The sequence below is a fragment of the Prevotella heparinolytica genome, assembly GCF_002998535.1.
Taxonomy (GTDB): domain Bacteria; phylum Bacteroidota; class Bacteroidia; order Bacteroidales; family Bacteroidaceae; genus Bacteroides; species Bacteroides heparinolyticus.
In genome coordinates this window covers 954,296-976,216 of the sequence record NZ_CP027234.1, presented here as the reverse complement: position 1 = coordinate 976,216, position 21,921 = coordinate 954,296, and the positions used below count along the sequence as shown (strand labels likewise).

At 49.1% G+C, this 21,921-nt stretch carries 18 protein-coding genes; 5 read left to right on the top strand and 13 right to left on the bottom strand.

Features of this window, described 5'->3' with window-relative positions; genetic code table 11:
* Positions 1-166 precede the first annotated feature (166 nt).
* From C3V43_RS04055 to C3V43_RS04000, 11 genes are all read right to left on the bottom strand, one after another.
* Positions 167-1,039: a fimbrillin family protein gene (locus C3V43_RS04055; RefSeq protein ID WP_106068708.1), complete on the bottom strand. Its 873-nt coding sequence runs from the start codon at positions 1,037-1,039 to the stop codon at positions 167-169.
* Positions 1,040-1,052: 13 nt separating this feature from the next.
* Positions 1,053-2,051 (bottom strand): fimbrillin family protein, encoded by a 999-nt coding sequence (locus tag C3V43_RS04050; protein ID WP_106068707.1) that lies wholly within the window; start codon positions 2,049-2,051, stop codon positions 1,053-1,055.
* Positions 2,052-2,123: 72 nt separating this feature from the next.
* Positions 2,124-2,591 carry an HU family DNA-binding protein gene (locus C3V43_RS04045; RefSeq protein WP_106068706.1) on the bottom strand — a complete coding sequence of 156 codons (468 nt, stop codon included), beginning with the start codon at positions 2,589-2,591 and terminating at the stop codon, positions 2,124-2,126.
* A 253-nt stretch (positions 2,592-2,844) separates the two neighbouring features.
* Positions 2,845-3,720: a fimbrillin family protein gene (locus C3V43_RS04040; RefSeq protein ID WP_106068705.1), complete on the bottom strand. Its 876-nt coding sequence runs from the start codon at positions 3,718-3,720 to the stop codon at positions 2,845-2,847.
* Positions 3,721-3,764: 44 nt separating this feature from the next.
* Complete coding sequence (locus C3V43_RS04035) at positions 3,765-4,658, bottom strand: fimbrillin family protein (protein WP_106068704.1); 894 nt, start codon at positions 4,656-4,658, stop codon at positions 3,765-3,767.
* A gap of 863 nt (positions 4,659-5,521) precedes the next feature.
* A complete protein-coding gene (locus C3V43_RS04025) occupies positions 5,522-5,713 on the bottom strand; it encodes a hypothetical protein (RefSeq protein WP_131926168.1) in 192 nt (63 codons plus the stop codon).
* A gap of 180 nt (positions 5,714-5,893) precedes the next feature.
* Positions 5,894-7,609 carry a helix-turn-helix domain-containing protein gene (locus C3V43_RS04020; protein WP_106068702.1) on the bottom strand — a complete coding sequence of 572 codons (1,716 nt, stop codon included), beginning with the start codon at positions 7,607-7,609 and terminating at the stop codon, positions 5,894-5,896.
* Between the two features lie 8 nt (positions 7,610-7,617).
* The gene (locus C3V43_RS04015; RefSeq protein WP_106068701.1) at positions 7,618-8,640 is read right to left on the bottom strand and encodes an ABC transporter ATP-binding protein; all 1,023 of its coding nucleotides are present in this window, start codon (positions 8,638-8,640) and stop codon (positions 7,618-7,620) included.
* Between the two features lie 58 nt (positions 8,641-8,698).
* The gene (locus C3V43_RS04010; RefSeq protein WP_106068700.1) at positions 8,699-9,736 is read right to left on the bottom strand and encodes an iron ABC transporter permease; all 1,038 of its coding nucleotides are present in this window, start codon (positions 9,734-9,736) and stop codon (positions 8,699-8,701) included.
* A complete protein-coding gene (locus C3V43_RS04005) occupies positions 9,733-10,905 on the bottom strand; it encodes an ABC transporter substrate-binding protein (protein ID WP_106070451.1) in 1,173 nt (390 codons plus the stop codon). Before C3V43_RS04005 ends, C3V43_RS04010 begins: the two co-directional genes overlap by 4 nt.
* A 623-nt stretch (positions 10,906-11,528) precedes the next feature.
* Complete coding sequence (locus C3V43_RS04000) at positions 11,529-12,125, bottom strand: DUF417 family protein (RefSeq protein ID WP_106068699.1); 597 nt, start codon at positions 12,123-12,125, stop codon at positions 11,529-11,531.
* Between the two features lie 170 nt (positions 12,126-12,295).
* Between C3V43_RS04000 and C3V43_RS03995 the strand changes: the two genes are divergently transcribed.
* The 5 genes from C3V43_RS03995 to C3V43_RS03975 all read left to right on the top strand — a co-directional run bounded on the left by C3V43_RS03995 (position 12,296) and on the right by C3V43_RS03975 (position 19,822).
* On the top strand, positions 12,296-13,048 hold the full coding sequence (locus C3V43_RS03995; RefSeq protein ID WP_106068698.1) for a precorrin-2 C(20)-methyltransferase: 753 nt from the start codon (positions 12,296-12,298) through the stop codon (positions 13,046-13,048).
* Positions 13,049-13,113: 65 nt separating this feature from the next.
* A complete protein-coding gene (locus C3V43_RS03990; protein WP_106068697.1) occupies positions 13,114-13,503 on the top strand; it encodes a DUF1573 domain-containing protein in 390 nt (129 codons plus the stop codon).
* A gap of 104 nt (positions 13,504-13,607) precedes the next feature.
* Complete coding sequence (locus C3V43_RS03985; protein ID WP_106068696.1) at positions 13,608-15,602, top strand: OPT family oligopeptide transporter; 1,995 nt, start codon at positions 13,608-13,610, stop codon at positions 15,600-15,602.
* Positions 15,603-15,635: 33 nt separating this feature from the next.
* On the top strand, positions 15,636-18,857 hold the full coding sequence (locus C3V43_RS03980; RefSeq protein WP_106068695.1) for a glycoside hydrolase family 2 TIM barrel-domain containing protein: 3,222 nt from the start codon (positions 15,636-15,638) through the stop codon (positions 18,855-18,857).
* Between the two features lie 176 nt (positions 18,858-19,033).
* A complete protein-coding gene (locus C3V43_RS03975) occupies positions 19,034-19,822 on the top strand; it encodes an N-acetylmuramoyl-L-alanine amidase-like domain-containing protein (protein WP_106068694.1) in 789 nt (262 codons plus the stop codon).
* A gap of 136 nt (positions 19,823-19,958) precedes the next feature.
* Here the strand turns inward: C3V43_RS03975 and C3V43_RS03970 are convergent, their stop codons facing one another.
* Positions 19,959-21,071 carry a PspC domain-containing protein gene (locus C3V43_RS03970; protein ID WP_106068693.1) on the bottom strand — a complete coding sequence of 371 codons (1,113 nt, stop codon included), beginning with the start codon at positions 21,069-21,071 and terminating at the stop codon, positions 19,959-19,961.
* A 299-nt stretch (positions 21,072-21,370) separates the two neighbouring features.
* The gene (locus C3V43_RS03965; protein WP_106068692.1) at positions 21,371-21,697 is read right to left on the bottom strand and encodes a PadR family transcriptional regulator; all 327 of its coding nucleotides are present in this window, start codon (positions 21,695-21,697) and stop codon (positions 21,371-21,373) included.
* Between the last annotated feature and the right edge of the window lie 224 nt (positions 21,698-21,921).

Here is a 21,921-nt window from a genome sequence, read left to right as displayed (position 1 = left end):
GGAGGTTCAGGTTTCAAACCGGGAAGCGGGCTGAAGCGAGTTTTCTCCGGCCACGCTGCCTGTAACGCTGTTCCCGCCGGAAAGGGAGAGGAGCGCGGGGAACTCCGACCGAGGCCGCACTGCAACTCCGACCGAAGCCGCACGGCAACTCCGGCGCGAGGGTGCCTTAGTCCGCCTCGGCTTCTCCGCCCTGGATGACTGTGCTGCCTGTCCAGTCGGCCACGGTCACTTCGCCCGGCTCGAGTTTCTCCTTGCCCACGGTGAGGTGGTAGGTGTAGCTCTTGCCCCGATCAGGCGTATAATCCCGCAGCTTGGCGGTCATCGTCTTGTCGCCTACGGTAAGGGAAACCGTATGGTCCGAAGCATTATCGGGAACAAGCACCGTGTAGGTGCTGCCCGCCTCGCCCCGGCCCTCGGCATAGGGTGTGTATGTTACCAGAGGGCCGCTTGAGCCTATCTTGTTAAGGAACCTGACGTTATCCACCTTGGTTCCGGCAGGAAATTCGGAGTTGAAGCCGGCTATCTTGACAATAAGGCGTGCCATCCAGCGTTGCATCGTAAAGTGCAACGGTTCTTTCGTCTTTGCTTGGTGATTAAGATCCCCTACCATTAGGTCTGCTTTAGCGATGTTTTCTTCAGTACTCTGGTCTGTTTGATAATCATATGGCGCCCCACTTATATGTACCGAGCCCCATTCGGCGGGATAAAAGGCTCTGAAATCCTCCTGGTCGCTTTTCCAAAGGAGGTACTCGCCGTCTCTGGGCTTCCAGGCAGTGCCATCGAAACGATAGGTGGCATGCTGGTCGCTGTTGGGAGCGTACACTAAGATTTCGTCTCCCGCCTTGAACTTGGCTTGCTCGTCCTCCGTGCCTGTCGGCATGGAGCGGGTGGCGGCAAACGGGTTGTGGATACTTGCCGTAATCCGCACGGCATTTTCGGGAACTCGGTCTGCCTGCGGCTCGCCAAGTTCGTTGTTGCAGGCGGCCAGCCCCCCGAGGAGGGCAGCCGCTGCAAGTGTTATTGTTACTTTAAGTCTCATTGCATCAAAAAGTTTATTCCGTTTCGATATTCTCCGTGCCGCCCTCGGTCCATGGGGTGGCTGAGAAGCCGCCGACGATTACTACGTCCTTGCCCACGGTGAGGGTGAGTTCGTACTGCTTGTCGGACGCAAGGTTGACTTCGGCCAGGGACTTCCATGTATACGTTTTGCCTGCTATGGCAATCTTCACCTGGAAGCCGTTGGCTCCGATGGTCTGCGGCACGAGGATGCATTCGTACTTCGCCACGGCACTCTTCGTTTCGCCCTGGCCGGGGGTGTAGATACCCGTCAGGGGTTTGACGGGGGTCGCACTGCCCTGTTCGGTCATGGCATCTTCAATGAGTTTCCATGTGGCCTCGGTCTTCGTGCCTTCCACGCTCACTGCGGTGATGGGGTTGGCGGCGGTGCCGGCGCCGTTCAGGTTGAACTGCGTGCCGAGCTGCACGGTGAGGTTGAGCTTGGCCAGGCGGTGCTTGAGTTCCACTTTCATCTTGCCTTGCGGGGTCAGGTCGTTGGCAGGGTCTACCTCGTGGTTCTTCATCGCGAGGAGGTCGCTTTTGTTCAGCCGGTCGGCATTGCTCTGGTCGGCTTCTACCTTGATGTTCACGGGTACGATGCTGCCGGTGGCCAGCCAATTCTCGTCGAGCAGCGTGATGTCGGAGGGGATGCATACGGCGGCTACGTTCACCTTCTGGGTCTTGTTCTGCCAGAGCATCTTCAGTTTATCGGTGCCGGCGTTATCGTAACTCACCCATTCGCCGTTTTCCAGCTTCATCAGGGCGTTGTAGCAATAGTTGGCGTTGGCGGTGTTCTCTACCCGCAGCCGGAACGCCTGAAGGTTGGCTGTTTCCATTCCCGCACGGGTTTGCGGGCGGGTTACGTCGGTAGCTACGCGGATGATGCCGTCGGCCGGGAAGTGGTCGGCGGGAGCAACGATGTTTTCGTCGTGGCTGCACGAAGCAGCGGTCAGTGCGGCAACGGCAAGCATTGCCAGATTCTTTATTGTCTTCATTTTCTTTGTTATTTTATTGTTATTGAATGATTACTGTTGATGAACGAAAAATGTTTTCCCTCCTTCGGGGTTTCAACCCAAGGGGTTTTCGGGCGTGGGCGAAGGTGTTTCGCCGGGCGTGGGCGTGGTGCCGGGTTGTTCGGGTACGCTCTCGCCGCTGCGCAGCACGATGCGCTGTATGCTCTTGGTCTGATTGCGCATCTCCATTTTGGGGAAGAACTGTATGCGGGGCGCTTTCAGCGTGTCGGCTGTGACTTCTTTCTCCGTCATCACGCGTTTGCCTATCGAAACGACTTTGAACGAGCCGAGGTCGGCGAGGTCTACCGCCCGTCCTGCAAACATCTCTTCGCGCACGATTTCGGCAAGGGCGGTGATGGCACTGCGCACGTCGGCGCGCGACAGCGCCGTGGCGTTGATGATGCGGTCTTCCACCTGGCGGGTGGTAATCTTGTCCTGTACAATGGGGGCCGCGTAGTAAACGGTCTTACCCTTGTTCTTGCCTATATAGGCAGTCTCTTTTTTAATTTGATGAATCAACATAATTTTTACTGTTTTTTGGTGATTAATATAGTTGTTTTTCTTTACTGTAAGTTCGACTGTTGCCGTACTGTAAGTTCGACTGTTGCCGTACTGTAAGTTCGACCGTTGCCGTACTGTAAGTTCGACTGTTGCCGTACTGTAAGTTCGACTGTTGCCGTACTGTAAGTTCGACTGTTGCCGTACTGTAAGTTCGACCGTTGCCGTACTGTAAGTTCGACTGTAGCCGTACTGTAAGTGCCGGCGCGAGGGTGCCTTAATCCGCCTTGGCTTCTCCGCCCGTGATGACTGCGCTGCCGCTCCAGTCGGCCACCGTCACTTCGCCCACCTCGAGTTTCTCCTTGCCCACGGTGAGGCGGTAGGTGTAGCTCTTGCCGACATCATACGAATATTGGTACAGCTTGGCGGTCATCGTCTTGCCGTTTACGGTAAGGGAAACCGTATGGTTCGCAGCATCACTGGGAACAAGCACCGTGTAGGTGCTGCCCGCCTTGCCCTCGCCCTCGGCATAGGGTGTGTATGTTACTTGAGGGGCGCTTGCGTTGCTCTTGTTATGAAACTCGACGTTCTCCACCTTGGCATCGGCAGGAAATTCGGAGTTGAAGCCGGCTATCTTGACAATAAGGCGTGCCGTGAAGCGCCACATCGTAAAGTGCAACACCTCTTTCGTTTTTGTTTGGTTAAGATTCGTTTGCATCAGGTCTGCTTTAGCGATTTTGTCTTTACTGCTCTGGTCTGTTGGAAAAACATATAGTGCCCCACCAACACTTGCCAAGGCCCATTCGGCGGGATAAAAGGCTACGAAAGTCTCCGTCTGGTAGTCGTCTTGCCAAAGGAGGTACTTGCCGTCTTTGGGCGTCCAGGCAGAGCCATCGAAACGATAGGTGGCACGCTGGCTGCTGAAAGTGTGCACAAAGATTTCGTCTCCCGCCTTAAACTTGGTTTGCTCTTCGGCCGTGCCTAACGGCATGGAGCGGGTGGCGGCAAACGGGTTGTAGATACTTGCCGTAATCCGCACGGCATTTTCGGGAACTCGGTCTGCCTGCGGCTCGCCAAGTTCGTTGTTGCAGGCGGTCAGCCCCCCGAGGAGGGCCGCCGCTGCAAGCATCGAGATGAAAAAGAGTTTCTTCATGTTCTTTTCTTTGAAATTGGTTTCTTAATCGGCGCTTATCCCATTCAATCTACCGCTTCTCCGCCCGTGATGTCCTCGGCAGCTCCCCAGTCGTTTATCACCACTTGGTCCAGCTCTATGCGGTTGCGCCCCACAATGAGCTTCACGGTCTGCTTCTTTCCCTTTACGAGGGCGAGCGGTGCGGGATGGGTGTAGACGTAGTTCTTGCCGTCGATGGCTATCGTGAACTTCTGCACCTCCTGCGGCATGATGACGGAGGCGTATACCTCGTTGGCCTTCTGCGCCTGCAGGCCGAAGGTTTCGGCAGTCCCGCCGAGCGTAATCACACCCTTGAGGTAGTCGATGGTGCCTTCGTTCTTTGCCTCCGTGCTTACCGAAGCCACGGCGGGTGTTCCGTCGAACTCGTTGCGGTAGGTCAGTTCCAGAACGAGCTTGGACATCATGTGGTCGAAGCGGAGCTGCACGGGGTTATCGGTGGCTTTCAGTCCGGCTTTGCTCTCGCCGGTATTGACGGCCACGAGCAGGTCGCTCTCCATCTGCTTCGCAGGGTCTACCGTTACGGGGTCGGCCTTGAAGTCGGCCACGTTGCGTGCAGGATAAACGGAGAGGAAGAAGTGAGGCGTGGCCATGTCCACCCACTTCATGAGGGGCGTAGGCAGCCATTTGCCGCCTTTCAGCTCGTTGACGGAATTGTTCACTACGAGGTTGGTGGCGGCCACCTCGTCGGCAGTGCCCGTCCAGGCATAGACGCTGATTTTGTCGCCTTCGTCGAAGCGGGAGGCGTTTCCCGTGGTGGAAACGCGGGTCAGGTTGTCGATGGAGGTGCTCACGGTGATGTACTCAGGCTTGGTCTGCGACTGCGCCTGTTCGTTGTCGTTGTTGCAGCTTGTCAGTGCAACGGCTGCCAGTGCGGCAGCGAAAAGAGTCTTTTTCTTCATGTTCGTTAATTTTATAGGGTTGAATAACTAAAGTTGTTTCTTTATTGGTTTCATTGGTCTCATTGGGTAATCCCGAACCGTAGTCGGTTCTTTCAGAACCTCCTGTGCATAGGCTTGGAGAATCGCTCCTCCGAGCAGCACCGCCGGCATGATTCTTTTATAATTCATATCTTGTTTTAATTTAGAATGTTTGCTTCTCATGTTTGCTTCTCATCATAACTTAATTTAGAATGTTTGCTTCTCATCATAATTAATTAAAAGTCTGTCGCGACATCGCTTTGTCTCCGCCTGATAGGTTCGTATAAATCTCCTGATTGTTTTTAATGAGAGAGCCTCAAGCAGATGTTTATGTGCCAAAGCATCGAATGGAATGGAAAAGGAACGGAGATAGGAAAAGTTTCCTCCTCGCGCGGAAAGTTCAAAGAACGTCTTGTTCATTTCAGCAGAAAAACCAATGGTTATTTTGCCTTCGTTATCTTCCGTTATATATACCCAATACATTATCTTCATTCTTCTTCTCCTCCTCCATTGATGACGATATAAATCTGAAAATATCTCCCCTCCAAAGTATCGCCCGATTTTATGGGCAATACTATTAAAGGAGAGAACCTAACACCAGTTTTTCTGTAAAATCCGATTTTACAATCAGAAGTTCATTGAAGTTTCATGAAAACTTATTTCACAGGGCACATTGCCCTTTTATCAAAAGATATTATCAATTCCGGCCTGTCAGCATAGACCCCGCCAACGAATAAGCGATTAAACCATCCTCTCTCTGGCGTTGAAGAGGTTTGTAGTCTGCACAAATCATAAAAAAAGAGGGAGATGCAACCTTAAGCTATTAACTCAAACAAAACAAAACGTTATAAGGCCATCTCCCCCCACAAAAAAATCCACCTTCTCAGGCTTTCTAAAAGCGAAATGATATGTACACATCTTGCATGACTTTTTAAAGTCAGTGCAAGATGATTTATCTGTTGTTTTTGTGCTTCAACCATCAGCGGACAGAATACCATCATCACTAAGGATGCTTTGACTCGCTTTTTCATTTTCATATTATTAGTTACATCAAAATATCCCGACATGTTATTTTTCAATTCTTGTCTCGTTTGATGATGACGCAAAATTAGAGAACTAATTTACAGGAGATGTATCATATTTGAAAATAATGTGTATCATATATGGAAAACGCTGCAAAACAAGAAGATATAAGAAGATATAAGAAGATATAATTGTTACTTTTCTACCTTTTTTTCTTTGGCGATGGCTTTGTATTCGGAGGGCGACATGCCGTAACAGGCCCGGAAGCATCGGTTGAAGGTGGCACGGGAGTTGAATCCCGACTGGAATTCCACCTCATTGATGTTCAGATTGAGATTGCCGGTCAGCAAGGAGGCTGCACGGCGCAGGCGGTAGCTATTGATAAACTCGTTGACGGTGGCGCCGTCGGCATATTTGCGCACGGCATCGGCAAGGTAAACGGAGTTCGTGCCGAGTCGTTCGGCCAAAACGTCGCGATTCAAGGCTGCATCCTTGAAAACCTCCTCAGTCCTCATCAATTCGCACAATTGACGATAAATCCTGCCTTCTCGGTCGAGTTGTTCTTCGGGGATAGCTCTTGCCGAACTCTCCACTTCGTCCTGCACACGCCGGTATTGCAGAATGGAGTCGTACAAAGCTCTGTTCTTACGGCGCAGCCTGCGCGTATATACAATGTATAGAATGACGGCAAGCAACAACAACGCTCCGATGGCGAGGGACAGGTAAAAACGTGTGGTGATGACTTCGTTGCGCAGCGTGAGCTTATCCACCTCGAAGATGGTATGCAGTTCGTCAAGCTGATTGGCAAGTTCCGTGGTGCGCAGCCTGTCCTTGTGTGGAAGTATCTCATTGTAGAGTTCGGCAGCCTCTTTATAGCGCCCGGCTTTCAGGAGAAATTCCGCCTGCTGGGTCTGCACGGTGAGCAGGCTCACGGAGTCGCCCGAGGCAGCGATGATTTCCATGTTCTTGCGGTTGCAGGCTATCGCCTTGTCATATTGTCTTGTCGCCGCATAGTAGCGCGCCTTCACTTGCAGGAGCTTGAACCGTGCGACAGCCTTGCGTCCCTCGGCGTATATCTCTGCTTGTTTCAGCAGTTTGTCGGCCTTTGAATAATTTGCCGTCTCTATCTCGGCAACGGCGGCAGCCAGTGTGCAGTAGAGGTAACGCCCGTTCAGCGGCGGGGTATCGCCCTTGCGCAGTGCCTCCTCCCGATATTTGTCGATGACGGATTTCCATTTCCCGGCTGTTGCCCGCAGTCTGTCATACTCGCCCAATCCGTCGAGGGTTTCGCCCAAGGCATTGTAGGCGGAGAGCAGCTGCGTGATGTTTTCTTCCTTAGACAGCGCGGCAATACTTTCCGTTAAGGATTTTTCGGCCTCGCGAAAGCGTCCCATCGTCTGGTAGATGCTGCCCATATCGTATGAGGAAACGCCCAGTCCGTAGTTGCTATTGGCAGTGTGCGCATCGGCATACATCTTCCGTGCCTCGAGCAAGGCGGTCTGCAGTTTTTCCTCGTAAATATACCTCTCCACCAAGACGCTCCACGCATTGTAGTAATAGTCCCACGTCTTGTTTTTCTTCAGAGACTTGAGCGACTCCGGCAGGTAGAAGAGGATGCTGTCCGGTTCGTCGTAGTTGTAGTAGCAATACAGCTGCCTGACACGTGCCATCCCTTCGGCTTCCGCGTCCTTTTGTTTCAGGGCCTCCGCAAGATATTCGCGGATGCAGCGCAACTCATACTGCATATCGTCTTGGATGGCCGCCAAGCGGCAAAGGTCGCTGTGCGCCTGCAAGAGTTCTTTTCCCCCGAGGCGTTTCATCTCCCGGCGTATGGAGTCGGCGGGACTATCGGCACATACACTTCCTGCCGAAAGTATAAGAATAAACAAGATGGATGCGATTCTTTTCATCAGTATATCTATTTAATGTCTACAGTCTGTATCACGAGTTCAAGCAATTCTTCGATGGAACGTGCGGTGGCCGGCTCCTTGTCCGGTCTGTGCAACACAAAGCTGCCGTCGTCTTTCAAGTCTCCGGTTTCGATGTACGTTGCCGACTCCACGTTACGGTTTGCCAGGATGCCGTTTCGTTGCAGCGCCTTGCGCACCATGGCGTACTTCTGTCCGTGCCCCGCCAGACGTATCTCATCGGTGTATTCGTTGTCCACCCTGAAGAGTCCCGTCTCCAAATCGAACACGATGCCCTTGCGGGCGAAGAAATGGCTCAGGCTGCCGTTCAGCGAGAGGTCTTCGGGCGTGCCGATAGTCACTCCGTTCACCTTGTCCATCAGCCAGATTTTATCGGCAATCTGCAAGGCAAGCTCCAAGTCGTGCGTGGAGAGGAAGATGGTCTTATGAGTCTGCCGGCTGAGCCGGTGCAGCAGTTGCATCATCTCCACCTTGCTGGGGAAATCGAGGAAAGCCGTCGGTTCGTCCAGGTAGATGACGGGCGTCTGCTGTGCAAGCGCTTTGGCTATCATCACCTTCTGCCGCTCGCCGTCGCTCAGGGTGTGCACCATGCGGTGTGCCAGATGAGAAATGCCCACCAGCGAGACGGAGTCGCCCACCACCGCCTTGTCTTCTTTCGAGAGCGTTCCCCAGAAACCGGTATAAGGGCTTCGCCCCAAGCCTATCAGCTCGGTGACAGTCATATTGCGTATGTCGCATTTCTCCGTCAGTACCACACTGATGACACGCGAGAGTTGCTTGTCGGTATAAGTGTCTATCTCTTTTCCTTGGATGAATATCTCCCCGCCCAGCTTCGGCTGGAAGGCGGACAGCGTGCGCAGCAAGGTAGACTTCCCCACCCCGTTTGCACCCAACAGGCAGGTCAGCTCTCCGCTGTTGATTCCGGCGCAGATGCCCTCCGCCACCACCTTGACATCCCCTTTGCCGGAATAGCCAATCGAAAGCCTCTCTATCTGTATCGTCTCATTCTTCATTCTCATTTCCTTTTTTCCACTTATCCTAATTCATTCTTATTTCCTTTTTCCACTTATCCTATTCATGCTCCTCCCCTTTCCTCTTCCTGAACAACACGGAAGCCACAACCGGCGCCCCCACCAGTGCCGTAACCGAGTTTACCGGCAAAGCGCCCTCGAATCCCGGCATACGGGCTATCAGGTTGCAGGCCAGCGCCAGGGCTGCACCCGTCAATAGGCTGGCAGGCATCAGTATCCGATGGTCGGAAGAGTGAAAAATGGCACGGCACAGATGCGGCACAGCCAGCCCGATGAACATTATCGGACCGCAATAGGCCGTCACAATGGCCACCAGCACACCGGAGCACGAGATGACCAGCAACCGCGCCCGCTTGATGTTCAACCCCAGATTGCGCGCATAGCCGTCGCCCAGCAGCAACAGGTTCATGGTCTTTATCAGCAAGAACGACAGCGGGAGCAATGCCGCCATGATACATACGAACAGTATCATCTGGTCGCCCGAGACACGGGCAAAGCTGCCCAAGCCCCAGATGACATACGCACGGATGTCTTCCTCCACGCTGAAATATTTCAGCACGCCGATGACCGCATTCGCCACATAGCCTATCATCACGCCGATAATCAACAGTGTGACGTTTCCCTTCACTTTCCGGGATACGTAGACGATGAGCGCCATGACGGCCAGCGCACCGACAATGGCGGCAACGGACAATGCCACCTCGCCCATATATCCCAACCGGCTCAATGCCGCACCGCCCATGGCACCGGACAACAATACCACGCAAGCCACTCCCAGGCTGGCTCCCGAACTGATGCCCAGCACCGAAGGCCCTGCCAACGGATTGCGAAACACGGTCTGCATCTGCAACCCGCTGACCGAGAGCCCCGCCCCTGCCACCAAGGCCGTCAGCGCCTGCGGCACGCGCGACTTCCAGATGATGTTCTGCCAAACCACAGATTCGTCCGTGCTTCCACACAAAATTCTCCATATCGAGCGGAACGGGATGTGTACGGAACCCAACAACAGATTCAGCAGGAAAAACAGGAGAATCGACGCGAATATCAGCAGCATCGACAGCAGTACAGGTCTTTTCATTCTTTCAGCAGTTCGTAGTAGGCAGGTTTGTAATCGGGCAGCAAATGGGGATGGAAAGCATGTATCAAATCTTCGAGCACCACTTCGGGCTGCATGGGCATGCTCTCGTAGAAAGGTTTATCGCTCATGTTGCAGTAGACGACTTTTTTTTCGCGGAAGGCCCGGAAATCGGCATAGCGCGGATCGAGCGACTTCAAGGCATCGTAAGAGAACTTACCGTCGTAGCTGTTCACTATGCGCCAGAAGTCGGCACTTTCCGCTTGGCTGTACACCGTTTCAAAGTCCAATGTCACACCGCCCGAACGGGGGTCGTCTTTCAGGAAATAGTCCGCACCGGCATCACGAAACAACTCTGCAAGGAAGCTCTTCCCTCCCACGGCATACCAGTTTCCTCCCCTTATCTCTCCGCTGAACACCACCGGGCGTCTCTTCACGCCGGCAGCCAGTTGTTTCAATTCGGTATATCGTTTCTCTATCGCGGCGAACACCTCGTTCGCTTCCGCCTCCCTCCCGATAAACATGCCGATAAATTTAATCCATTCGGCTTGTCCCAACGGAGTCATCTCCTTATATCCCAAATGTGGAACGAGCGGAATGCCGGTTTCGCGCATGGCGTCATACCCTCCCCGTTTGAAGGGAGAGATAAAGATAACGTCCGGATTCATGCTTATTATCACCTCATTGTCAAAATTCCCCTCGATGCCGATTTTAGCAGTCTTGCCCGTCTTCAGGCGTTCGTTCATCTCTTTGTTGAAAAGATGCCGGGTACTGGTGATGCCTGCCACGCAATCGCAGGCATTCAGGCGGATGAAGTTGGAGAGTTGCAACGAGGTCATGCAGATGACGTGCCGCACCGGTGTTTCGATGACCGTATAGTCATCGGGAATGCCGGCAGGCTTCGTCCCTTTGGGCACCAAAGCATAGTGAAAAGTATTGCTGCTCTCTTTCTGAGGGTCGTGTATATCGACCAAACGCACATTTCCCGGAAGATGTTTCACCACATACCCCTTTGCATAAACGGGAGTAACAATGACTGCCGTGTCTGTCGCAGCAACGAGATAATCTGTAGCGGCGGTATCTTGTCCGGAAGCATGTTTTGATTTTGATCCACAGGAAGTTATACATAAAATACTGCAAAAAGCAATGCCTATGGCCGATATTCGCATCATGATTATGAGAGCTTTATAAAATTCGAGTACAATATTCGTCATTTTTGAGGAAATACGCAAGTGCTTTCCTTATAAAAACGACTAATATTCGGCTTTCTCCAGCAAAAGCCATTCCCGATGGAATGCGGGAAAAACGGGTAAAGAGATACCTTGAACCCACTATAAGCAACATGGGAAACAACCTACTACCTGTGCCTGTTTCGTGCATCCGGCAATGAGTTTTTGTCAATAAGAGCAATAAAGATTATGCCAAAAGAAAGAGATGATTATCTTTTCGGGAAATCCTACGAAAGAATCAATATTTTTCCGTAGAACTAAAGGATGCGGGCAGGCGCTTTTACGCATGTGAAATAGCACTTGTACAAGCGTAAAGTTACACTTGTACAAGTGAGAGGATACGCCTGTATGAGTGAAGGCTTACGGTTGTACAAGTGAGAAGCAACACTTGTACAAGTGTAAAACCCTCATTTTCAATGCAACTTTTTAAGGGCATTATCGTCTTGGGTTATTTTCTTCATAGGAGAACTCCATGTGATTTATAACTATTTCGTCCGAAAAAATCATCGATTTTCTCCGAACTCTAATGACATCATATCAATTTTACGATGGAGAAGCTGGACAAATCAACTGTTCCGCTTCATCTTACCCAACACGCTTTTTGCATTATCAGACAAGGCAACGATGGCGCCGGCAAGTATGGCTGTATCTTTAATGACCAGACGCCCTGCCCCGGTCAGCAAAGGAAAACCGTGCTCCCCGCTTCCCAAATCGGGCACCCATACTTCGGGGGTCGTAATCAGGAAAGAGAGCGTGCCGATGGTCATGACAATGGCTAATATGGCTCCTACCAAACCTATTTTAGGAAAGAATATTCCCAAGAAAGTTAAAACGCCGATAGTCATGATAAGAATACCCAAGCCATAAGAAAAACCGTAAGTGTTGTTTTCCACATGCCAATGGTATTTTACTTCGTCAAACTCACCTTCTCGCAATTTATAATTCTTGTATTCCGGCGCATCCTGCGTATAAAAGAAATTCATAAAGGGACTGTTGGCTACGAAAGGCACAATACCTTCCGCCTCATAATTCCAGAATTTCAGTCCGCCAATCCACACAAAGATGACCAAAATGGCCACACGAATCAAGTTGATACCTGTTTTTTGTGCCGAAGCAGCCCAAGTCAACGCAGTTACAAACAAATTTTGCAATTTTTCTTTCATCTTTCTTTTACTTTTAGTGATACATCTTTTTTATTTCCCCATCAAACAGCAAGTTAGCATATTTTGTTCATGATAACCATGCCACATTTTGTTTTCTATGAATTATTTCACCACTTTTGTAGCCGTTTTTAAGATTTCGTTTCATTTAATTTTCAATCCATCAAGACAAAATGTATCCTGTTCTATTCGTATCTCTCGGCCCCGGCGATCCGGAACTGATTACCGTAAAAGGGCTGAAAGCCTTGCAAGCCGCCGACAGCATCTTCTGTCCGGAGACAATGAATAAAAACTCCGCAACATCCCCGGCCAGCTCGCGTGCGGCCGCCATCCTTCACCGACTGGAAATCGAGGCAAAGTGTATCATCCGCTTTGATATTCCGATGAGCAGGCAGCGTGACAAAGCCTTATCGGCTTACGACAGTCTTTATGCGGAAATACTGAAACAGCATGCCGATGGAAAGAAAATATGCGTAGCCGCCGAAGGCGATGCGGGCTTCTACGCTTCTATACATTACGTGTACGAGCGACTGCGAAAAAGAGGCATCCCGGTAGAGCATATTGCCGGCGTGCCTGCATTTATTGCAGCCGGAGCACGGGCAGGAATCCACCTCGTGAGCAGAACTGAAACGCTGACCGTACTTCCCGGCACAGCCACAGCCGGTGAAGTGACCCGCTGCATAGAACGAGAAGGCGCCGTCGTCATCATGAAACTCTCCAAGTGCGCGCAAAACATGCACGAACTCATCAGGCTGCATCCGGAATACGATTATCACTATTTCGAAAACGTGGGCACTGCTGACGATGTGTATCTCAAATGCCCCGACCAGATTCTTTCTCGTCCGTTCCCCTACTTCTCCATGCTCATTGTCCGTCGATCGGAAAACACCGATAAGGAACAAGCTATTAATACATTTTCGCAATAATAAAAAACATTTTTCGAGAAAAAGGTTTACCTTTGCCGCGTATAATCATTAAAAGGAATAAGAATATGAAGAAAATCGCTTTTTATATAATGTTGTTAGTGATGAGTATCGGCCATGCTCATGCACAAGGTCAGGCAGACATCAAATTTGAGAAGACTGAACATAATTTCGGTACATTCTCCGAAAACAACCCGGTGGTAAACTATACTTTTAAATTCACCAACATAGGTGATGCACCATTGGTCATCCATCAAGCAGTAGCTTCCTGCGGATGCACGGTTCCCGAATATTCGCAAGAACCGATATTGCCCGGAAAAACAGGAACTGTAAAAGTGACGTACAACGGAGCCGGAAGATTCCCCGGACACTTCAAAAAGTCCATCACTTTGCGCACCAATGCCAAAACTGAAATCATGCGACTGTTTATTGAAGGAGACATGACCGCGAAAGAATGAGAAATAATACACTTTGCGACATTGAATGAAGGAGATTTTTTTAAATCTCCTTTTTTTTTGCTTTCTTTGGAGGCTTAAAAGAAAAACATCAAACTACAAAACCTATGAAACAAGAACAAGAAGAACCGATTACCGGATTGCCGGAAAATGCGTTCCGTGAATTGAAGCCGGGAGAAGTGTACAATCCGTTGATGAGTCCCGAAAAGAAGTATGCAGAAGTCAATGTATGGTCGGTGACGTGGGGCATCCTGATGGCAGTCCTCTTCTCGGCCGCAGCCGCTTATCTGGGATTAAAAGTGGGACAAGTATTTGAAGCAGCCATCCCCATTGCCATTATCGCCGTAGGCGTATCAGGCGCGGCCAAGCGCAAGAATGCTTTGGGCGAGAATGTGATCATACAGTCTATCGGTGCAAGTTCGGGTGTCATCGTAGCAGGAGCCATCTTCACCCTTCCGGCACTTTATATTCTCCAAGAGACATATCCCCAAGAGATTACAGTGACTTTTGCTCAAGTATTCGTCAGTTCTTTGCTGGGAGGTATACTGGGCATACTTTTTCTCATTCCGTTCCGTAAGTATTTCGTTAGCGACATGCACGGCAAATATCCTTTTCCGGAGGCCACGGCCACCACACAGGTACTTGTATCCGGCGAAAAAGGCGGCAACCAGGCCAAGCCATTGTTGATGGCAGGTATCATCGGAGGCTTGTACGACTTCGTAGTGGCCACTTTCGGTTGGTGGAACGAGAATTTCACCACCCGCGTATGCGGTTTCGGCGAAATGATGGCCGAAAAAGCCAAGCTGGTATTCAAAGTCAATACTGGTGCTGCCGTACTGGGTCTGGGTTACATCGTCGGACTGAAATATGCTTCCATCATCTGCGCCGGTTCGCTGGCTGTCTGGTGGATCATCATCCCTGGTATGTCTCTGCTTTGGGGAGACTCAGTGCTGAACCAATGGAATCCTGAAATCACGACTACCGTAGCTTCAATGTCTCCCGAAGAGATATTCAAGTATTACGCCAAGAGCATCGGCATCGGCGGCATTGTCATGGCGGGTATCATCGGCATCATCAAGTCGTGGGGCATCATCAAGAGTGCCGTAGGGTTGGCCGCAAAGGAAATGGGCGGAAAAGCAGATGCGGAGGCCGGAGTAAAACGCACGCAGCGAGATATTTCCATGAAGATTATTGCCATCGGCTCCATCATCACCTTGCTGCTGGTTGTTCTGTTCTTTTATTTCGACGTGATGCAAGGCAATCTGACACATACCGTCGTTGCCATCCTGCTTGTGGCAGGCATTGCATTCCTGTTCACCACCGTGGCAGCCAACGCCATTGCCATTGTGGGTACTAACCCCGTTTCCGGCATGACGCTGATGACACTTATTCTGGCATCGGTAGTAATGGTTTCCGTCGGACTGAAAGGACCTGAAGGAATGGTGGCAGCCCTTGTAATGGGCGGTGTTGTCTGTACGGCCCTGTCTATGGCGGGAGGTTTCATCACCGACCTGAAGATTGGTTACTGGCTGGGCAGCACACCTGCCAAGCAGGAGACATGGAAATTCCTCGGTACTCTTGTTTCAGCTGCTACCGTAGGCGGTGTGATGATTATTCTGAACAAGACATACGGCTTTACCAGCGGACAGTTGGCTGCTCCTCAAGCTAACGCCATGGCTGCCGTTATCGAACCGTTGATGAACGGTGTGGGCGCTCCATGGCTACTCTACGCCATCGGAGCCGTACTTGCCGTTATTTTGAACTTCTTCAAGATTCCGGCACTGGCCTTTGCATTAGGCATGTTCATCCCTCTGGAACTAAACGTTCCGCTTGTTGTGGGCGGTGCTGTCAACTGGTACGTGACCGGTCGCAGCAAAGACACTGCTCTCAATGCTGAACGTGGAGAAAAAGGAACATTGCTTGCCTCCGGCTTCATTGCAGGCGGTGCTCTGATGGGCGTGGTAAGTGCAGCCATGCGCTTCGGAGGAATCAATCTGGTGAATGAGGCATGGGTGCAGAACACATGGTCGGAAGTGCTGGCATTGGGCGCATACGCCATCCTGATATGCTACTTTATAAAATCTTCCATGAAAACCAAATAATAGTTTTTCCATTAACTTAACAACATTATTTCTATGAGAATGCATCATTTACTATTTGGTTTCCTCGCAGTAATTCCGCTTGCCTTATCAGCACAGAGCAGCAATCGCTACGACGACATAACCAATCCTAATCTGACAAGCATCAACAGAGAGCCTGCACGAAGCACATTCACTTCTTACATTACAGAAGCCGATGCTGTCATCAATGACCGTAAGAACGGTACATTCCGTTTATCTCTTAACGGAAAATGGAAATTCAACTATGTGGAGAACTTTACTGACCGTCCTACGGATTTTATGGCAGAACGGGCAGATGTAGGTCGCTGGCTCGAGATCAATGTTCCCGGTAACTGGGAACTGCAAGGTTTCGGCACTCCCATTTATGTGAACCTGCCTTATGAGTTTTGCTCGGCAGGCTATGCTCCTTATTGGGATAAACCCAATCCTCCTTATGTCCCCAAGGAATGGAATCCTACCGGAACTTATCGTCGTGAATTCACGCTGCCGAACGATTGGGAGAACAAATCCATTTTCCTGAGTGCCGATGGCGTACGTGGAGCCGCTTTCTATTACCTCAACGGCAAGTTCGTAGGCATGAGCAAAGATGCCAAGACACCGGCACGCTTCAATGTCAGCACCATTGTTAAAAAGGGGAAAAACACCATAGCCATACAAGTACATCGTTTTTCCGATGCCAATTACTTGGAATGTCAGGATTTTTGGCGCATCAGTGGTATAGAACGGGACATCTATCTCTATGCCCAGCCTCAAGTTCATCTTACGAATTTCAAAGTGGAAACTCCTTTGGACGAACACTATAAAAATGGAGTCCTGAAGGTTAAGGCACAGTTTACCAACGAAAGCGGACAAAACTCTCCTTTGATCGTATCCTACCGGTTGCTGGACAACAAAGACCAACAGGTAGCACAGTCTTCCATACAGACGGGCATCGGACAAACCGAAGTGGAGTTTGCCACAAAGAGTATTAAAGAGCCTTTGCAATGGACTGCCGAGACTCCCAATCTATACACTTTCATCATAAGCCTGAAGCGTCCGAACGGTGACGTGATTGAAGCCACCAGCTGCAAAGTGGGATTCCGCACCGTGGAAATAAAAAACAGGCAATTGTTGATAAACGGGCAGCCCATTCTCGTGAAAGGAGTGAACTATCATGAGCACAACGAGTATACAGGACATTATGTCACGGAGGATTTGATGAAAAAGGACTTTGAGCTTTGGAAGAGATATAACATCAATACCATACGTACCTGCCACTATCCACAACAAGAGCGCTTCTACGAGCTTTGCGACGAATATGGCATGTACGTAATCGACGAAGCCAACATTGAAAGTCACGGCATGGGTTACGACCTTCGTCTTGGAGGAACTCTGGGAAATAACTCACTCTTCATGAATGCGCACATCGATCGTACACTGAACATGTACGAACGAGACAAGAATCATCCGTCAGTCATCATCTGGTCATTAGGAAACGAAGCCGGAAACGGATTGAATTTCTACGTTACCTACAATACTTTGAAATCGCTCGACAGCCGTCCTATTCAGTATGAACGTGCGCTGATGGAGTGGAACACGGATATCTATTGCCCTATGTATGCTTCGCCCGCAGCTTTGGAGGAGTATGCTCTGAACAAGGACATGACACGCCCCCTTATTCTTTGCGAATATGCTCACGCCATGGGTAACAGTCTCGGCAACTTCCAAGATTATTGGGACATCATAGAGAAATATCCCATCCTGCAAGGGGGATGTATTTGGGACTGGGTAGATCAGGGATTGGCTGCTAAGACCACAGACGGACGTAAATACTGGAAATATGGAGGAGACTATGGAGAATACGGTACGCCTTCCGATGGAAATTTCTGTATCAACGGAGTGGTGTATCCCGATCGCAGCATCAAGCCACAAACGGAGGAGATGGGAAAAGTTTATCAGAACATCAAATTCATGGATTTCGATAAGCAGACCTGCACCGTGAAAATCCGCAATGATTTTTCCTTTACCAATCTGGAAAAATATGATTTTTATTACATCATTCGCGATGCCGGAAAGGAAATTTATCGTGGCAAGATAGAGAACATCAAAGCTGCACCGGGCAAGGCTGTAACTTCCGGATTCCTGAATGGCATTCCTAAGGAAAAAAAGACTACTGGAGACGTACGCATAGAATTCTATGCAGCCATAAAGACAGCCGAACCTTTCCTGCCGGTTGGTACAGTTATTGCACGCGAACAGACTTATATCCATACTTTCTTCAAGAAAGAAGCGCAGCTGGAGAAACTTGCAGCATCCAAAGACGAAGATGGCAAAATAGAATTCTCGGGTACCGATTTCAAGGCTACTTTCGATAAGACAAGTGGTCTGCTCACATCTTATTTGTATAAAAAACAAGAGTATATCCTGGATGGTCAAGGTCTCCGACCTTTCTTCTGGCGTGCCCCGACAGATAATGATTACGGAGCACAATTACCCCTCCACCTCAAAGCATGGAAAGATGCAAGCTATCAGGAGCCGAAAGCCGAAAGCTTCCGCGTATTGCAGGGCAACGACTCTACCACAGTAAAGGTGACTTATCGTTTTGCGCAGACAGATGCTCGCTGGGACATTACCTACCGGATATATGCCAACGGAATAATCAAAGTGGACAATCGTTTCGTGACTGAGAATGAGAAAGCGCCAATGATTCCGCGTGTAGGCTTGCGGATGCAGCTGCAGAACTCTTTCAAAAACTTGACTTATTATGGCCGGGGACCGAAAGAGAATTATCGCGACCGTCGAACCTCACAGTTCATCGGAGAATATACTACTCCGCTGAAAACGATGTACGAACCCTATATACGTCCGCAAGAGAACAATCACCGGACGGACATTTATTGGTGTGCACTCACTGACAAAGCTTACCGGGGCTTGCTGTTCATTGCCGACAGCACTTTCGAGATGAATGCTTCCAACTATCCGCTGGAGAGTTTGGATAGCGGTGACTCTATTGACAATGGTGCTCCGCGTACAGCGAAGAGCAATCATCGTCATCTCACCGACCCGCAACCCAAAGAGATGGTGGACTTATTCATCGACTACCGCATGATGGGGCTTGGAGGAGATGATAGCTGGGGAGCGATACCTCACGAGGCTTACTTGATTCGTCCGGGCAGAGCCAACGCTATCGAATATGGTTTCTCGATTGTTCCGTTCGACAAAAAAGAGGATTATAAATCATTAATCCTGCAATATTAAGAGGTCTTTTGAATTTTACTCCCTCCTGATGAGGCATTTATAAAAAGGATGTAGTACATTTGCTGCATCCTTTTTCACCTTTTTGCAAAAGGAGGGAAAAAGAGTTGGCCATTCGTCATCAAACGCAATGGCTTTCAATAAAACAAAAAGAATAACTAATCAAAAGACTTAAGAGTATGAAAACAATGAGTAAACTTATGTTCTGCATCCTTTGTGCCACAGGCGTGCTGACCTCGGCTTCTGCACAAGTAGGGAAAGAGATGTTGAGTAACGGAATAAAGTATCTGGATATTCCTTATGTGGCTCACACACTCGAAGCGGAAGGTCCGGAAGAACTTATCATCAATTGTGATGAAGTAGATTGCACCACTTTCGTGGAATATGTGCTAGCTGAAACCCTAACTCCGAAAATGGAAGATGGAGACGTATCTGAAACGGCATTCGGCGAGAAGTTGCAAAATATCCGTTATCGCAACGGCAAGATTGACGGATATGCCTCCAGACTGCACTACAATACAGACTGGGTAGACAACGGGATACGCAAAGGATTCCTCGAAGATATCACGGCGAAGATGAGTTCCGATACCGAGAAACTATCCATTTTCTATATGTCATCCCGCCCCCAGCAATACATGCATCTGGCCAATTCGGCAGAAAATGTAGCTAAAATAAAAGAAACGGAGCGCGCATTGTCAGGCAAAATCATCCATTACCTGCCTAAACAGAAACTTCCGGCTGAAGGATTGCCTTGGATTAAAGACGGCGATATCATTGCCATCACAACGAATATTCCGGGATTGGATGTAGTCCACATGGGCATTGCTTTCTATGCCGACGGAAAACTTACTCTGCTGCATGCCTCTTCTACCGAGAAAAAAGTGGTAGTATCTAAAGTCACCTTGTCACAATTGCTGAAAGAAAATGACAAGTGGACCGGAATCCGGGTGATAAGGGCAAAGAAATAAAGACTGAAGGCTTACAGCTGATATCGTTTCATAATGAATGAACGGAGGCGCATAGACTACCATCAGTAATGGTAGCTTATGCGCCTCCGTTCATTGGATGTCAGTGCAGGGCTCTTTATCTCGAACCTGCATCAGTTTATATGTTGTGCAACAAACCGATTTCAGGGAAAGTGCTCCCTTGCATCAGATAACAGATGCCGAAACAGGCCGCACTCACAATCCATAGAATGACCAGCGTCCACTTCAGACCTGTATTCATAGGTTGCCACTTGAACATCTGGCTGAAAATACCCCACACAAGGCTGATCAAAGGAATACCCACCACCAAAATTCCGGCAATGTACATCACAATAGCCACTAACGGAGAATCGGGTAATACCACATCGGCCATCGGAAAGAGAGCAATCAGAGCGGCACCACCACCTATGGCCACCATGACTGCGGCAAACAACAGTGTCACAAACAGCACTCCGAATACAAACAATATCGGACTGCAAATGATAGCAAAAATAACCAGACAAATCTTCAAAAACCAACCTGCAACCATTACCAATGCATCACCGATCTTTTGAAATAGAGTACGGGGCTTGTCCGACTTCATATAATCGTTCACACCATTAGCCATCTTTTCGAAACCGTCCGTCACAGTCTTACCTATATTCTCTACCGTCACGGCTTCGCCACGCATGTTCAGTTTCTCAGCTGCCGTATGGGCTTCGGGTATAAGCAGCCAACATACGATATAAACCGGAATCAACGTCCCTACCCCACACACCAGAACGACAAGCAGCAACAGGCGAAGCAAAGTTACATCCCATCCCAAATAGGCTGCCAATCCACCGACAACACCTCCCAGCATTTTATCGTCCGGATTTCGGTAAAGACGACGACGAGCAGCACCGTATGCCGCATCGCCGCTCCAAGCACCGGAGCCATAGCTCTTGCCGGCATTCGCAGCACCCGAATCGAAACTGCTGCTTTCTTTCTCGGTCTCCATATCTTCCGGTTTCCCCATACGGGCAATCACTTCTTCCACATCGGCAATCGTAATTACTTGCAAACCGGTTGACAGTTTCTCTGCAAAAAGCTCGGAAATGCGACGTTCAATATCATCTACAATTTCATCGGCACCTGCTTCTTTGCTAAAGTGCATCTTGAGATTACTCAGATAATTATCCAAAAGGCGGTATGCATCATCGTCTATGTTGAAAACGGTTCCACCCAAATTTACTGTTAATGTCTTTTTCATAAAACCTAATTCTATTTATTGTTTAACTATTTACTATTTTATTTATACGCCAATTCAGGTTCACTCCTCCACACAAGGGCCATTTGTATATATAAAATACTTCATGAAAACCCTCAATTTTATGCTTACTAAAAACTCTCCGGATTTTTACTAATTTTCCAGCGAATTTTTACTAAAAATCCGGTGAGTTTTTAGTAAAAATCGCCGTGCTGATTCTCAGAATGATTTGGGACGTTTTTCTTGTCAAATATTATTATCACGAACCCACATCTTTTATATCAGTCTTGGCATTTGCGACCTCAGGAGTTACTGATGTGGTTGACTGTATCATTGAGTTCTTTCCAAGATACTTCCAATTCGCCGAGAAAGACTTCACCCTCCGCCGTCAACCGGTAATACTTGCGAGGAGGACCTTGCGTAGATTCAATCCACTCATAACTCAAAAGATCGTCGTTCTTCAGACGGGTGAGCAACGGATAAAGCGTTCCTTCCACTACTATCAATCTGGCTTCTTTCAGCTTCTGAATGATGTCCGAAGCGTAAGCCGGTTCCTTGTGAAGCAGCAGCATGATACAATATTCAAGCATGCCCTTGCGCATTTGCGACTTTACATTGTTTACATCCATGATGACATTTATTATTTGACTATTTATTATTCTATTTTCCTCATTGTTTTTATCTTCCTCAGGTCGTTTTCTCGATAAACTGTCATTATACCAACCTTCTTTGTTTGGTACAAATATATGCATTGCATCAATACCATGTATTACATAGTACTATCTATTATTAATTATTAACAGACTAAAGAAGCATAATTACATATCAATGTAAGCGCTCTTCCTTTTTTCTC